At 64.8% G+C, this 13867-nt stretch carries 11 protein-coding genes and 1 tRNA gene; 3 read left to right on the forward strand and 9 right to left on the reverse strand.

Annotated features, from left to right (window positions below):
* Positions 1–37: 37 nt before the first annotated feature.
* The 9 genes from WGH93_RS03255 to WGH93_RS03295 form a co-directional block, all read right to left on the reverse strand.
* Entirely contained in the window at positions 38–802 is a 765-nt protein-coding gene (locus WGH93_RS03255; protein ID WP_374763419.1) for a motility protein A, read from the reverse strand.
* A 58-nt stretch (positions 803–860) separates the two neighbouring features.
* The gene (fliN, locus tag WGH93_RS03260) at positions 861–1232 is read right to left on the reverse strand and encodes a flagellar motor switch protein FliN (protein WP_374763420.1); all 372 of its coding nucleotides are present in this window, start codon (positions 1230–1232) and stop codon (positions 861–863) included.
* 38 nt (positions 1233–1270) lie between these two features.
* Entirely contained in the window at positions 1271–2053 is a 783-nt protein-coding gene (locus tag WGH93_RS03265; protein ID WP_374763421.1) for a FliH/SctL family protein, read from the reverse strand.
* 28 nt (positions 2054–2081) lie between these two features.
* On the reverse strand, positions 2082–3107 hold the full coding sequence (gene fliG / locus WGH93_RS03270; RefSeq protein WP_374763422.1) for a flagellar motor switch protein FliG: 1026 nt from the start codon (positions 3105–3107) through the stop codon (positions 2082–2084).
* Positions 3108–3179: 72 nt separating this feature from the next.
* Positions 3180–4913, reverse strand: coding sequence for a flagellar basal-body MS-ring/collar protein FliF (gene fliF, locus WGH93_RS03275; RefSeq protein WP_374763423.1), 1734 nt, complete (start codon positions 4911–4913; stop codon positions 3180–3182).
* Positions 4914–5301: 388 nt separating this feature from the next.
* Positions 5302–5592, reverse strand: a complete 291-nt coding sequence (sciP, locus tag WGH93_RS03280; protein WP_374763424.1) for a CtrA inhibitor SciP — start codon at positions 5590–5592, stop codon at positions 5302–5304.
* 368 nt (positions 5593–5960) lie between these two features.
* Positions 5961–7466, reverse strand: coding sequence for a flagellar hook protein FlgE (locus WGH93_RS03285; RefSeq protein ID WP_374763425.1), 1506 nt, complete (start codon positions 7464–7466; stop codon positions 5961–5963).
* Positions 7467–7568: 102 nt separating this feature from the next.
* Positions 7569–8240 carry a flagellar hook assembly protein FlgD gene (locus WGH93_RS03290; protein WP_374763426.1) on the reverse strand — a complete coding sequence of 224 codons (672 nt, stop codon included), beginning with the start codon at positions 8238–8240 and terminating at the stop codon, positions 7569–7571.
* Positions 8241–8256: 16 nt separating this feature from the next.
* Positions 8257–10605: a flagellar hook-length control protein FliK gene (locus tag WGH93_RS03295; protein WP_374763427.1), complete on the reverse strand. Its 2349-nt coding sequence runs from the start codon at positions 10603–10605 to the stop codon at positions 8257–8259.
* A gap of 369 nt (positions 10606–10974) precedes the next feature.
* Here WGH93_RS03295 and mnmA point away from each other — a divergent pair, with 369 nt between their 5' ends.
* From mnmA to WGH93_RS03310, 3 genes are all read left to right on the forward strand, one after another.
* Positions 10975–12189, forward strand: coding sequence for a tRNA 2-thiouridine(34) synthase MnmA (mnmA, locus tag WGH93_RS03300; RefSeq protein ID WP_374763495.1), 1215 nt, complete (start codon positions 10975–10977; stop codon positions 12187–12189).
* 175 nt (positions 12190–12364) lie between these two features.
* Positions 12365–12441, forward strand: a tRNA-Met gene (locus WGH93_RS03305).
* Positions 12442–12698: 257 nt separating this feature from the next.
* Positions 12699–13865, forward strand: a complete 1167-nt coding sequence (locus WGH93_RS03310; RefSeq protein WP_374763428.1) for an efflux RND transporter periplasmic adaptor subunit — start codon at positions 12699–12701, stop codon at positions 13863–13865.
* Positions 13866–13867: the final 2 nt, after the last annotated feature.

Below are 13867 nucleotides of genomic sequence, written 5' to 3' on the forward strand. Positions count from 1 at the left end.
TCCGCGCGCGGGCCCTGCATGGCCCCTGGCGCCGCGGCTATTTGAAGAATTTCACCTGTTTGGCCGGCGGCAGGATGGTATTGAGCAGCATTTCCAGCCGCCTCGGGTTTTCCCGCCGCCCGATCGAGGCCGCCCCCATGGCATAGAGATTGTTCACCAGCGCCTCTTCCGAGGTGCAATGCTCGGTCTTGGCGGCCAGCGGAATGAACACCAGATGCGCCAGCAGGGCGCCGTACAGGGTGGTCAGCAGCGCCACCGCCATGGCCGGGCCGATCTGCGAGGGATCGTCCAGGCTGCCCAGCATCTTCACCAGCCCGATCAGCGTGCCGATCAGGCCCATGGCCGGGGCCACATCCCCCGCCCGGCGCAGGAAATCCACCGCCTGCATGTGGCGGGACGATGTGGAGCTGGCTTCCCGCCGCAGCATCTGCTCGATCTCGTCCGCCTGGCTGCCGTCCACCACCAACTGCATGGCCTTGGCCAGAAAGGGCCGGTGCCGCAGCCGGGGCACCAGCGCTTCCATCTTTTTCAGGTCGCCGGCCTTGCGGGCTTCATTGGCCAGGCGCAGCACGGTCAGCGCTTCCTGCGTCGGGTCTTTCTGGCCGTGGCGCAGCAGCACGAACACATCGCGCGGCAGGCGGATCATGTCACCCGGCGGGAAGCTGATGGCCGTGACGGCGAAGGTGCCGAGCACGACGATCAGCCCGCCCTGAACATTGAGAAAGGCCAGCGGGTCACCGCCGATCCAGATGGCGGTGACAACCAGGGCAAAGGCCACGAACATGCCAATCACGGTACTCATGAAGCGCCCCCCACCACGGGGATGCGCCGGGCGTTTACGAGGCGCGGCCCGGTCAGCATCAGTTGTCGTCCAGCTTGATGATTTCCGTCATGGTGACGCCCAGATGCTCTTCCACGAGCACCACCTCGCCGCGCGCCACCAGCCGGTTGTTCACATAAATGTCGATGGCCTCACCCACCTTTCGGTCCAGCTCCACCACGGCGCCGGGCGCCAGCTTCAGAAGCTGGCTGATTTCCAGCTTCGATTTGCCAAGCACCGCCTGAACCCGTACCGGCACGTCATAGACCGGCTCCAGGTCCGACGCGGCGCGCTGTTCCTGATCCGCCTTCTTGGCCAGGTCCGGCGCGCGGTCGTCGCTGGAGCTCACATCGTCGAGCCCCATGCCTGCGCCGCCATTGCCGTCCCCCTGATCCTGTTCGTCTTCAGCCATAGATGCTGCCCTTCATCCTGTTGCCCTGGCCGGGTTGGTCATTGCTTGTTGTCGCCATCGCTTCGGGTGTCGCTCTCGCCCTCGGCTTCGCTCTCGCCCGTGGTGTCGCTCTCGCCGTCGCCCTCGGCCTCGCTCCGGTTCTCGCCCCCGGTTGTGGAGGTTTCTTCCGGTGTCGCCCGGTTTTCCAGATCGGCGAGCGGGTCTTCCTCTCCCAGAAAGGATTCGAGCGCGTTGGAAATGCCCTGATGGATGGCGTCCATGTCCCGAACCAGGCTGCCGTCCGGCCATTGGACGCTCATGTCCTGTGGCGACAGGGACGGGTCCGTGGTCACCGCCAGTTCGCCGCCGAAATCCAGTCGCTCGGCCTGTTGATGCAGCCGGGGTTCGATCTGTTCCTTCACCTGCTCGTTCAGCCGCACGGTGATGCGCGGCGCCGCCAGTGCGGTTTCCAGACAGTCCGACACCAGCTGCTCGATATCGTCGGTGGCGTTGGTATTGGCGAGCGACGGGGCCATCTTGTTGATGATGGCGCGGGTCAGGCTCACCATGTCCCGTTTCAGGCTGTCCACCAGTGCCGCGCGCTCGTCGAACAGTTGCCGCGTCACCCCGGACAGGTGGCCCAGCGCCTCCTCGGTGGCTTTCTCTATGCTGGCAAGGGCTTCCTGCCGGCCCTGTTCCACCCCCTGAGAAAGGCCGTCCTGAAAGGCCTGCTGCCGGGTGGTCTCCACCTCCTGGCGCAGCCGTGCCACTTCCGCTTCGAGCTGGGAATGCCCCTGGCTTTCGAAGTTTCGGTCGAACTGGAATTTGACCGCCTTGGTCATGCCGTTATCGCCCCTTGTGTGCCGATCATCAGTAAACCAGCTCGTCTTCGCCCTTGTTGTCCGACAGCAGGACTTCGCCGGCTTCCGCCAGGTCCTTGGCCTTGTTGACCATTTCCATCTGCGCCTCGTCCACGTCCCGCAGGCGCACCGGCCCCATGGCCTCCATGTCCTCGCGCAGGATCTTGGCCGCGCGCTCCGACATGTTGGAGAAAAACAGATCCCGGAGCGTGTCGCTGGCGCCCTTCATGGCGACGGCCAGCTTGTCCTTGTCCACATTGCGTAGCAGCGTCTGTACGCCTTGCGGGTCCAGATTGGCCAGATCCTCGAAGGTGAACATCAGCGCCCGGATGCGTTCGGCGGAATCGCGGTTGCGGTCTTCCAGCGCGGACAGGAAGCGGCTTTCCGAGGCGCGATCCAGATAGTTGAAGATTTCGGCGATGGTCTCGTGGCTGTCACGCTGGCTGGTGCGCGCCAGATTGTTCATGAATTCCACCCGCAGGGTCTGCTCCACCTTGTCCAGAATGTCCTTCTGGACCGCTTCCATGCGCAGCATCCGCATGACCACTTCCATCGAAAAGTCTTCCGGCAGTACGGACAGAACGCGCGCCGCATGTTCCGGCTTGATCTTCTGCAACACCACCGCAACGGTCTGCGGATATTCGTTCTTGAGATAACTGGCCAGCACCACTTCGTTCACATTGCCCAGCTTGTCCCACATGGTGCGCCCGGCGGGGCCGCGGATCTCGTCCATGATCTGGCCCACCTGGTCTTCCGGCATGATCTTTTTGAGCAGCCGTTCGGTGCTGTCGAAGGAGCCGTTCAGATTGCCCACGGTGGAGACCTGGGAGGCGAAGTCCACAAACAGTTCCTCCACCACGCGGGCCTCGATCTGGCCCAGGGCGGAAATGTGCTGGGACAGTTCCTTCACCTCGTCAGAGCTGAGCGATTCCCAGATGACCCGGCCATGTTCCTCGCCAATGGCCAGCATGAAGGATGCCGCCTTTTGCGGGCCCGACATCTTGGTCAGGTCGGTCATCTTGCCTTCTTCAGCCATGGTCGGTCCCTTTCCCGTCACTCATATCCGCACTCATGTCCCGCACATCATGGGGGCGGTGTGCGCCTTGCCTCAACTATCCGCGTACAGCCACTGTCGCACAATGGCCACGGAATCATCCGGGTTGGCCTGGATGATATCGGCCACCTTCTTGATGGCGGATTCCTGAATGCGCCCTTCCACCTGGGCCACATCGATCCGGCTTTCGGTGTTCAGGTCGTCCAGGTTGAATTCGCCTTTCTGCTGGGCCTGCCGGATCAGGGCCCTGGCCCGATCATCGCCCCGCGCCGCCGCCGACAGCATTTCCGGCGTGATGGAGCCGTCGTCAGGGGCCTGCAAGGCCAGTTGCTCCCGATCCTGTTCCATTTCGGCGGCGAGGCGGGCCTGTTCCTGTTGCTGGGCTTCCTTCATCATCTGGGCATCGGGGATCGCCTCCAGAATACGGGAGACCAGGGGGCGAATCACGGTCAACAGAACCAGCGTGGCCACCAGTATGAGACCGCCCACCTGCAAGAGCTGGAAGATGTCCTGCTTTTCGAAGCCCATGATGTTGATCTGGGTCTGCTGGTCCAGCATGGGGGGCGGATCGGCAAAGCGCATGGCCTGCACCGTCACGGCGTCACCGCGTTCCGCATTATAGGGAATGGCTGTCAGCACCAGTTCCCTGAGCGCGTCGATTTCATCTTCCGTGCGGTCCTGATAATTGGTGGTCTCGCCCTGATCGTTCTTTTCCCGGATGCCATCCACCAGCACCGCCACGCGCACCCGATCCACCGTGCCCGGTTCGCTGACCACCACGGTTTCGGTGCGGCTGTTCTGGAAATCGGTGCGTTCCTCCACCCGTTCCTCGCTGCTGCCGGGGCCGCTGGAGGCGTTGTTGTCCGCGTCGGGCAGGTTGTTGCCCACGGTGACGGAGCCGCTCTCCTCCCGCTCGGAGCTCTGCTCCTCGATCACGGTCTGGGCGGCCACCACCTGCCCCGCCGGGTCGAAGCGGGTTTCGGAGCGGGTGGTGCGGCTCATGTTCATCTCAACCGATACTTCAGCGCGCACATTGCCCCGGCCAACGCGGCTGGCCAGCAGGCTTTCCACCTTGTTGCGATAGCGTTGCTCCATCGCCATGCGGGCTTCTTCCAGCGATGAGAAACTGCCCATTCCCTCGCCGCCGCTACCTTTGGACAACAAGCGCCCGCTGGTGTCCGTGATGGTGACGCGCCCCGGCGAGAGGCCGGGTATGGCGCTGGCCACCAGGGCCTGAATCGACTGGGCGTGGGCTTCGGTAACGCCCATGCCGCGCGGCTTGATCACGATGGCGGCGGAAGGTTCGTCCGCATCCCGCTGGAACGGGCGCCGTTCGGGCATCACGATATGAACGCGGGCTTCCTGCACGGACTGGATGAAGCTGATGGTGCGCGACAGTTCCCCTTCCACCGCGCGCACATAATTCACATTGAGCTCGAAACTGGTGCGGCCAAAGGAACTGTCCTCGTCGAACAGTTCCATGCCCACCACATTGCCGGCCAGCCCCTCGCCGGCGAGCGACAGGCGCAGGCGGTCCACTTCCCCTTCGGGCACCTTGATGATGGTGCCGCCCGCATCGGTTTCATAGGGGATGTTCTGGGCATCCAGACGCTGGGCTATATCGGACGCGGCGGCCGGTTGCAGATCGCTGTAGAGCACCGTCATCGGCGACGATTGCAACTGGCCGATGATCAGGCCGAAAAAGCCGATGGTGACGGCCCCCACGACGCCAATGATGATCAGGCGCGTGGTGCCGAGATTCTGTACGAATTGCCGCAGCGCTTCCAATTGCAGTCCCGCTCTTCCACCGGCTCATGGCCGGTCTGGTTCATTCCGTCGCCGGGCCGGGGCACCTGTTTCCAAACCGGCCCCCGCCTGTTTACGGCCAGCAAAAGCCGGGCCACTCTCGCCGGGCGGGCTTCGGCGGCGCAGGGCCTTGACCCTTCTGGGGAATTTGGCCCGTCAACCGCCTGTCCGCCCGTTTCGTCCGCACTCTAGCAGGGGCGGAGTCGCCCACACAATGCTGTTCTTTGGGCCGTTTGTTCGGGCCGTCTCCCCGGCATACTGGATCAGGGAGAGTAAAGACGAGGTTAAAATAGGCAAATATTGCCTAACCTCAAGCGCTGATTTCGGCCTGAAGGGTGGGCGGCAACCTTGAAGCGGGGTTCGCGGATCGTCAGCCCTGCTGGCGGCGGTATTGCTGGGCGCGGGTGACCCGAAGCCCCGCCAGACCGTTGCGGTCAATGGCTTCCTGCCAGGCGAGGAATTCCTCTATGGACAGGGCATACATGCGGCAGGCTTCATCCAGGGTCAGCAGGCCGCCACGCACGGCCATGACCACCTGCGCCTTGCGGCGGATCACCCATCGTTTGGTGTTGGTATCCGGCAGATCCTCGCGGGTCATTGCCGTCTGGTCCGGCCCCATAACGGATTCGGGCCGGTTTCCATCCTCATTCTGTTGTTCCATGTGGCACCCATTTACTACTCACGCAACTCACGCCGATACACTGGCGGCGCATCCATGCCTCGTCTTGAACCGCCGGACACCCGTGAACCGGATGCGGCGTTTCGCTGCCACTTTGAACAAGGCCGATGCCAACCCACCGGCATCGAAGGATGGCGCAGGATGATGGGGGCAAGGTGTGAATTGAAAGTTAAAAATTGACCTATTCTGATCACAATCCTGCTACCAGGGGGTGTGTTTCTGTGATCGGCGGATAACCAGGCAGGAATAAGGGGCGGAAAAAGCATCGGGCCGCCCCTTTTTGGGGCGACCCGATGGCAGCATGACGATGGCGCGGGGCGCCTGGCCCCGAACCGGGAGCCCTGATGGCATCAGACCAACTGGGTCAGTTCCGTCAGAATCTCGTCGGACGTGGTGATGATCCGCGTGGATGCGGAAAACGCCCGCTGCATCTTGATCAGGTCGGCGAACTCATTGGCCAGATCCACCGTGGAAAGCTCCAGCGAGTTGGGCGAAACCTTGCCCGCGCCCCCTTCATTGGGGTTGTTCAGGGTGAAGTTGCCGGAACTGTCGGACGCGCCAAAGGCGTTGCCCTGCCGCCGGTTCAACCCTTCGGGGTTGGAGAAGGTGGCCACCGGCAGGCGGAACACGGTCTTGGCCAGACCGTTCTTGAACAGCGCGTTCACGTCGCCGTTCTCGGTGATCTGGATGCCGTTCACATTGTCGAACTGGGCACCGTCCACCGCGGTGGAGATCACCGTGGACTGGCTGTCGAAGTGGGTGAAGCCGTTGGTTTCCGTATCCGTACCGGCTTCGTAATCGATCTGGCTGGTGGCGGCGTTGGAAATGCCGTCATTCCAGTCGATCATCAGGCCGCTGTTCTGGTTGTTCAGCACGTTTTCGTCCGCCAGGCCGTCGCCATCGGCATCGGTGCTGGGGTCGGTCACATCCCCGGCGCTCAGGTCGCTGGGCAACGGGCTGTGTACCACATTGCGCAGATTGCTGTTGCCAAGATCGATGCTGCCATCCGGGTTGAAGGTCAGCGTGCCGCGCCCGATCAGGCCGTTGCTGCCATGGGCGCCGTTCAGTTCCGACGGATTGTCCGCATAGACCTCGAAGGTCCAGGCATTGGATGCGGTTTTCTTGAAGGCGCTGACCACGGTGTGCGCCTGACCCAGGCTGTCGAACACCGTCACATTGGTCTCGAAATCGGCGGTGACGGTGCGGCCGCCGGTGGCCGTGCCGTTGGCGGTAAGGGCGCCGATATTACTGGGGTCCGTCAGCGGTGCGCCATTGCTGAGATTGGTCGTCAGCGGCTGGGTGGAGCTTTGCAGGTTCGCCCGGATGGATACCTCATCCGTGGCCTCGGCAATGCCGTTCAGATTGTCGATATTGATGGGCTCCAGATTGCGCAGGTCCTGGCGGTTATTGGTGATGTTGCCCTGCGTATCCAGAATGTTGCCCTGGTTATCCAGCGGCCAGCCCAGCAGGTTCTGCCCGGCGGTGTTGACCAGGAAGCCCTTGTTGTCCTGCGTGAAGGAGCCGGCGCGGGTGAACAGGGTCTCGCCCGTCTTGTCTTCCGGGTCCACCGCGTTGCGCACCACGAAGAAACCGGCGCCGTCAATGGCCAGATCGGTGGTGGAGGCGGACGGCTCCAGCAGGCCCTGGCCGCTCACCAGTGTGGTGGACGATGCCCGCACCCCGCCCGGCGAGAAGCTTTGCAGGGCTTCCGTTTCGGTCACGAGGGTGGAGAAGTTGGTGCGCGTCTCCTTGTAGCCCACCGTGTTGACGTTGGTGATGTTGTCACTGATGACACCGATGCCTTCGCCGAAGGCCTGAAGCCCGGATACACCGGTGGAAAGCGCCGTGAATGCCATGTCTTGTCTCCTTGAATGCTCACGTCGTCATGCTGTTCTGGCATTCTGCCCTTTGACCAGGGTGGCCCCATACTGCGGCCACCCGGTTTCATGCCGCGTCGATCAGCTTCCTTCAGCGATCAGACGCAGAATGCTGTCCTGTTTCACATTGCTGCCGCCAATCCTGAACAGCGGCTCGCCACTGTTGGATGTGTCCACGGCGGTGATGCGGTCTTCCACGAACACCGAATTGTCCACCGGATCGCCCAGCCCGTCCGTTGCGCGAACCGACAGGGTGTAGGTGCCGGGGCCGGTCTGGAACCCGCCCTGATTGGTGCCGTCCCAGTTCAGAACATGCTCGCCCTGGCTGGTGTTGCCCTTGGCCTGGAAGACGGTGAAGCCGTTTTCGTCCTTGACCTGCAATTCCACATCACGGGCCGGGCCATCAAGCTGGTAGATCCAGTCGGCGCCGGTGCCGTCACTTTCGACCGTGTCCGCTTCCACCCGGGCCGTATTGCCCAGGAAACCGGCGGCGACCGAGGCGTCATTCTTGCTGAGCGACTTGGCGATGGTTTCCAGATTCTGGTTGGTCTGAATCTGTTGCTCCACGCCGGAGAACTGCACCAGTTGCTGGGTGAATTCCTTGGATTTCATCGGCTCCAGCGGGTCCTGATTCTGCAACTGGGTGGTCAGCAGGGTCAGGAACTGGTCGAAGTCGTCCGCCAGCCTGGCGGCGCTGCCTGCGGCCTTGCTTCCGTCATTTGCCGCTGCGCCTGTGATGCCGTCGAGTTCCATAGCCTCAGCCTTTCCTTTAGATCCTGATGTCCAGCCCGGTATCCGCGTTCACGTGACCGAGTATGGCATCCAGGTCCACGTCTTCCCCGTCATCGGGGGCGGTTGTGGATTGATTTGCAATATCCGGGCCAGAGTCCGCGCCTTCATCCGCGCCGCGCTGGGCGGCGGCCAGGGCCGCTTCCTCGCGGTGTTTGTCCGCAAGGGCCGCTTCGGCCATGGCCCGTCCGGCACTTTCTTCCCCCGTGGGGTCGTCCAGCGTGAAGGCCAGCCCCTTGGGGTCCAGCTTGTGCCCACCGGCTTCGATGGCCCGTTCCAGCGTGCCGCGATCCTTTTGCAGCATGTCCAGCGTTTCCGGCTTTTCGGTGCGCACCTGGGCGCGCACCAGGCCGCGATCGGTGAATTGAAGCTGCACCAGCACCCGGCCCAGTTCCGGCGGGTCCATGCGCATGGTGAACTGTTTTTCCCCCTTGTCGGCAGCGCTGGATACCTTCAGGCCCAGATCGTGGGCGGCCTGCTTGGCGGTCTGGCCCCGTGGCTGGCCGCCGAGCGCCTGTCCCCCCGCCGCGCGGGCGGGGTTGGGCTGCCCGGAAAGGCTTGCCAGCCCGGCGGCAATACCGGTCATGCCGGCCCGGTCATTCATGCCGGTCAGGGATTCCGGCGTGATGGTCATGCCGCTTGGCCTTGCGAACAGGCCACCGGCTTCGCTGCTGGGCCGCCAGAAGGAGCCGCTGTCCAGCATCCGGGAAAAGGCCCCGCCGTCACCGCCAGTCTGGCGCGGCACGGTGCTTTCCGCCCCGGACTGACCGGCGGCCAGTCGGGCGGCCTGGGGGGTGTTCTGCTGTCCCGACCCCTGATTGCCCGCGCCCCGGTCGCCGGTGCCGTGATTGCCCGCGGTCATGGCGCGCGGGTCAAGACCACCCGTGACGGGCGCAGCCGATTGGCCGGTGCCGCTGGCGGCGGTGGCCCCGGATTGCCCAGGGGTCGGCTGTCCGGCTGCGGTTTGTCCCGCGCCGAAGGGGGCCGCGCCGCTGGCGGCGGCGGTGGTGGCCGCGTCCTGGGCGCCGCCCGGTGTTTGTATGGCGGCGGCCTGGTTGGCTTGCGTGCCGGGGGCAGCCTGATCGGACTGGTGCGCGGCGGCGCGGGGGTCCGCCTCCGCCATGGCCTGAGCGCGCGGATCATTAAGGGGATCGTTGGTTCCCGACTCGTTTGATCCGGCCCCGTTCAGTGCCTTCCCGTCGGCGCCCGTTGCATCGGGGTCGCCGTCCATATCCGCATCAAGGGCTGCCTGATCCGGGGTTGCCTGATCCTGCCCAGCCTGGCCTTGAGCCGTCCGTACCGGTGTGGTCCCCGCCTGCGTCGCGTGTTCTTGCGCGGCCTGTGCCTGTGTGGCCTGTGCCTGTGTGGCCTGTGTCTGTGTAGTGTGTGCCTGCGTTTGGGTGCCTTGCGCCGCTTCGGGGTGCGCCCCGGATGCGGCCATGCTCGCGCCGTCACGCGCTGACCCCTGACCCGATGGTGCGCTGTCGCCAGAGGCCGTGCCTTCCGCGCCGGTTCGGGCCGTTTGCGGGCCGCCTTCGGGCGCGCTTTGTGTGGCGCCGTGGCGGGCCGGTTGCTCGCCAGTGCCGCCCTGGCCAGCACCGGGCGCAAGTGTGCCGGTTTGCAGGAAGCGGGTCAGTGTCGCCATGGGGTCATCGGCATGGGCACTGGCATTGGCGCTGTGTGCCAGCCCCTGGGGAAGCGGTTGGTCGCTGCCCCGCAGGCTGAGAGCGCCATCTGTTTCATTGAGCCTGAGCAGCGTCACCCGGGCGGTGAGAACGCCGTTGTCCTGACCGGCGGCAGGCGCATCGGCGCCGTCCTGTTGGCCGCCATGCCGGGCGGCAAGCAGGTGGCCGCTGACTTTGCCAGCCAGCGACAGGGCGCCGGACACGGCAGTCTCGCTGGCCATATCGGTGCCACCAGCCTTCAGGCCGGGCAGGGCGGGGGCGCCTTCGGGCATCGTGCCCGGCAGCAGGCCGAATTCGCTGACCGCATCGGCCTTGACCAGCCCGTCATTGACCAATGCGGCGGCGCCAGCATCGCTCATCAGGGCCAGATGGGTGCCGTTTTCCTGTAATTTTCCCTTGAAGCTGTCTTCGGGCAGGCTGTCAATGGCGGCCTCAAGGGCGCCGTCCGGCACGCCGTCCAGCGACACCAGCTTCAGGCCGTCCAGCGCACCGCCTTCGCCGCTGTGCAACAGGGCGCCAAAGCCGGGCGCATCTTGCGCCCTGTCCTGTGCGGATGCCTGCCCCGCGGCCTTTGTGGCGGCGCCGGTCAGGCCCTGTGCAGGGGCGCTGGCGAGTAGCTGAAAGAAATTGTCCAAACTGTTCATCTGACCCTTCCGTCCATGAGCGTCTTTGTTGCGGCTTCATTCTGAACGCCTGGACGCGGAGAGTTTTTCCGGCGCTTTCGGGGAAGCAAGGCGCGGGCCAGTTTGCCCCAGGCTGTGCAATGCCGCCATTCCGGGCCAAGGGACAGGGGGGTGATGCCCGTGCCATCAGGGGGTGAAGGGGTGAACCGGGCAAACACTGCCGGGGTGGGGTGATGTGCCCCGGTTCATCTTGTCTCTTGTCATCGGGGCGGCTTTTCCTATATGCAGCCCTCTAAATCTGATAGTTTTGGTCTGCATTGATCCCCGGCACCGCGCCGGGCACGGCAGACGTATGGCCCGCCAACCGGGCGGAGAAGCGCAATGACGGATATGGACACGCACATCACCACCCACGCGCCCGACCCCGCCCATGGCGGCCCCGGTCAGGATGGTGGCGCGCAAGGCGGTCTCAATTCCCTGGGCTTTGCCCGCCCCCCTGCTGAAACGCGGGTGGTGGTGGCCATGTCCGGTGGGGTGGACAGTTCCGCCACCGCTGCCCTGCTGCATGAACAGGGCTATGACGTGGTGGGCATCACGCTTCAGCTTTATGATCACGGCGTGGCGGTGCAGAAAAAGGGCGCCTGCTGCGCCGGGCAGGATATTCACGACGCCCGCCGCGTGGCGGAAGGGCTGGGCATTCCCCATTATGTTCTGGATTATGAAAGCCGTTTCCGGGATTCCGTGATGGAGGAATTCGCCGACAGCTATATCAAGGGGGAAACGCCGATCCCCTGCGTGCGCTGCAATCAGACAGTCAAGTTCCGCGATCTTCTGGAAACGGCCAGGGATCTGGGCGCCGACTGCATGGCCACCGGGCATTATGTGCGCCGTGTGGTGGGGGCGGATGGCACCGCGCATCTTCTGGGCGGCGTGGATGATAACCGGGATCAGAGCTATTTCCTGTTCGCCACAACGCAGGAACAGCTTGATTTCCTGCGGTTTCCGCTGGGCGATCTGGAAAAGCCGGAAGTGCGCGCCCTGGCGGAGCGTTTCGGCCTGTCCGTGGCCGACAAGCCGGACAGCCAGGATATCTGCTTCGTGCCGAATGGCCGCTATGTGGACGTGATCGAACGCCTGCGCCCCGGCGCCATGGAACCGGGCGAGATCGTCGATCTGGATGGCAATGTGCTGGGCCATCACAAGGGCATTGTGGGCTATACCATCGGGCAGCGCCGGGGGCTCGGTATTGGCGGTTTCCTTGAGCCCGTCTATGTGGTGCAGCTACAGCCGGAAAAGCGCCGTGTGGTGGTGGGGCCGAAGGCGGCGCTGGATGTGGCGGCGCTTCGGATCAAGGAAGTGAACTGGATCGGCGGCCCCATTCCCGACGGGGGCCTGCCGGTATCAGTGAAGATCCGATCCACCCGGCCCGGCGTGCCCGCCCGTGTCACGCTGGAAGACGGCGCCCGCGCCCGCGTGGTTCTGGATACACCGGAAGCCGGTGTCTCCGCCGGTCAGGCGGCGGTCTTCTATGATGGGGACCGGGTGCTCGGCGGCGGCTGGATCGACGGCACCGAGAGCGTGGACAGGCGCCTGCGCGCAGCCTGATAAGGGTCTGGCCGAAAGCGGGCAGGGGCGCGGGGATCACCTGCGTCCCACGGCGCACCCAACACGGCGATTTTTGCTTGACGGGCTTGTGGCGCTTCGCCTATATAGCCGCCGTCCAAGCGGGGTGGCATCCCCGCCCGGCCTTGCCGCATCGCTGCGGGGCCGTGCCTTTCGGGGCGGAGTAGCTCAGCTGGTTAGAGCACGGGAATCATAATCCCGGTGTCGGGGGTTCAAGTCCCTCCTCCGCTACCACCCCTTTCTTGTGGGCCTGTGGCGCTGTCGGGCACTGTCGGCGCGGCGTTTAACACAAATGTGATGCCATTCTGATCAGGCGTGGCGACGGGCGCTGATCCGCCGCCACCCGCGCCGGGCCGCCGGTTTTGCGTGGGCATTGTGTCCGATCCGGTTCCGAATTCGGGTTCATACCCCCTAGGCAATCCCCGGAGAGTCCGTTAAGAGACCGTTACCTGACCGCGCGGTCTGGCGTGGGTCGATACAGCGAGGGAGGCATGTCCATGCCGTTGGGCGGGCTTGGTCGTTTCGGTTTCGGAGTTGTTTTGACGGCGCTGCTGATGGCGGCGGGCCGAGAGCCCGTGCGCGCGCAGGCGCCGCAGAATGGCCCGCCCCCCGCCGTGACCACGGCGGTGGCCGAACCCGCCACCGTGCCGCTCAGTGTCAGCCTGCCGGGTCGTGTGGTGGCCGAGGCGGAATCCGTGGTGCGCCCGCGGGTGAATGGCCTGATCGTGAAGCGCCATTTCACGGAAGGCGCGCGGGTGGAAAAGGGCGACAGCCTGTATCAGATCGACCCCCGGCCCTTTGAAGTGGCGCTGGATCAGGCACGGGCGGAATTGGACCGTGCCGAGGCGCAGGTGACCATGCTGAAGGCCCGCGTGGCGCGGCAGAAAGCTCTTTTGGCGCAAGATAATACCAGCCCCAGCCAGGTGGAAGAGGCCGTGGCCGCGCTGGCGGGCGCACAGGCGGACGTGGCCGCCGCCAAGGCGACCCGCCGCCAGGCCCGGCTGGACCTGGAATTCGCCACGGTCAAGGCGCCGGTATCCGGCAGGGTGGGACGCACGCGCATACAGGTGGGCAATCTTGTCTCCGCCGGGCAGGAACAGCCGCTGACCGTGATCACCCGCACCGATCCCGTTCTGGTGGACCTGCAACAGACTGCGGCACAGGCTTTGCGCGTCAAGCGGCTGGTGGGCGATCCGGCGGGTCGATCCGTCAGCTACAGTTTTGCCGATGACAGCGGCACATCCTTTGACCAACAGGGCGAGGTGCTGTTCGGCGAGGTGCGCGTGGAGCCCGCCACCGGCGCCGTGGTGCTGCGCAGTCGCGTGGCCAACCCGGATGGTGTTCTGCTGCCGGGCCTGTTCCTGCGCGGGGTGGTATCGCTGGGCGAACGATCCGGCGTGTTCCTGATCCCGCAGCGCGCCACGGTGCGCGACCCGGAAGGGCGGCTCCGGCTCTGGGTGGTGGGGGATGACAATACCGCCACGCCCGTGCTGCTTCGGGATTCGGGCAGCCATGACGGCCACTGGATCATCGAAGAGGGCCTGAGCGCGGGCACCCGCTATGTGCTGGAAGGCTATCAGGCGCTCCGCCCCGGCATGAAGGTGCGCCCATCCGCCACTGACGCGGCACCCGGCAAATCGGGCGGGGAGCAGGGCTAGAC

This window comes from Yunchengibacter salinarum (assembly GCF_037658235.1).
Taxonomy (GTDB): domain Bacteria; phylum Pseudomonadota; class Alphaproteobacteria; order Sphingomonadales; family Kordiimonadaceae; genus Yunchengibacter; species Yunchengibacter salinarum.

Excerpts from the sequence above, each read along its gene's own strand:
- mnmA (WP_374763495.1), top strand. The coding sequence starts at position 10,975 with ATGGACACGCACATCACCACCCACGCGCCCGACCCCGCCCATGGCGGC.
- WGH93_RS03310 (WP_374763428.1), top strand. The coding sequence starts at position 12,699 with ATGTCCATGCCGTTGGGCGGGCTTGGTCGTTTCGGTTTCGGAGTTGTT.
- WGH93_RS03265 (WP_374763421.1), bottom strand. The coding sequence starts at position 2,053 with ATGACCAAGGCGGTCAAATTCCAGTTCGACCGAAACTTCGAAAGCCAG.
- fliG (WP_374763422.1), bottom strand. The coding sequence starts at position 3,107 with ATGGCTGAAGAAGGCAAGATGACCGACCTGACCAAGATGTCGGGCCCG.
- WGH93_RS03295 (WP_374763427.1), bottom strand. The coding sequence starts at position 10,605 with ATGAACAGTTTGGACAATTTCTTTCAGCTACTCGCCAGCGCCCCTGCA.
- sciP (WP_374763424.1), bottom strand. The coding sequence starts at position 5,592 with ATGGAACAACAGAATGAGGATGGAAACCGGCCCGAATCCGTTATGGGG.
- WGH93_RS03285 (WP_374763425.1), bottom strand. The coding sequence starts at position 7,466 with ATGGCATTCACGGCGCTTTCCACCGGTGTATCCGGGCTTCAGGCCTTC.
- WGH93_RS03255 (WP_374763419.1), bottom strand. The coding sequence starts at position 802 with ATGAGTACCGTGATTGGCATGTTCGTGGCCTTTGCCCTGGTTGTCACC.
- fliN (WP_374763420.1), bottom strand. The coding sequence starts at position 1,232 with ATGGCTGAAGACGAACAGGATCAGGGGGACGGCAATGGCGGCGCAGGC.
- WGH93_RS03290 (WP_374763426.1), bottom strand. The coding sequence starts at position 8,240 with ATGGAACTCGACGGCATCACAGGCGCAGCGGCAAATGACGGAAGCAAG.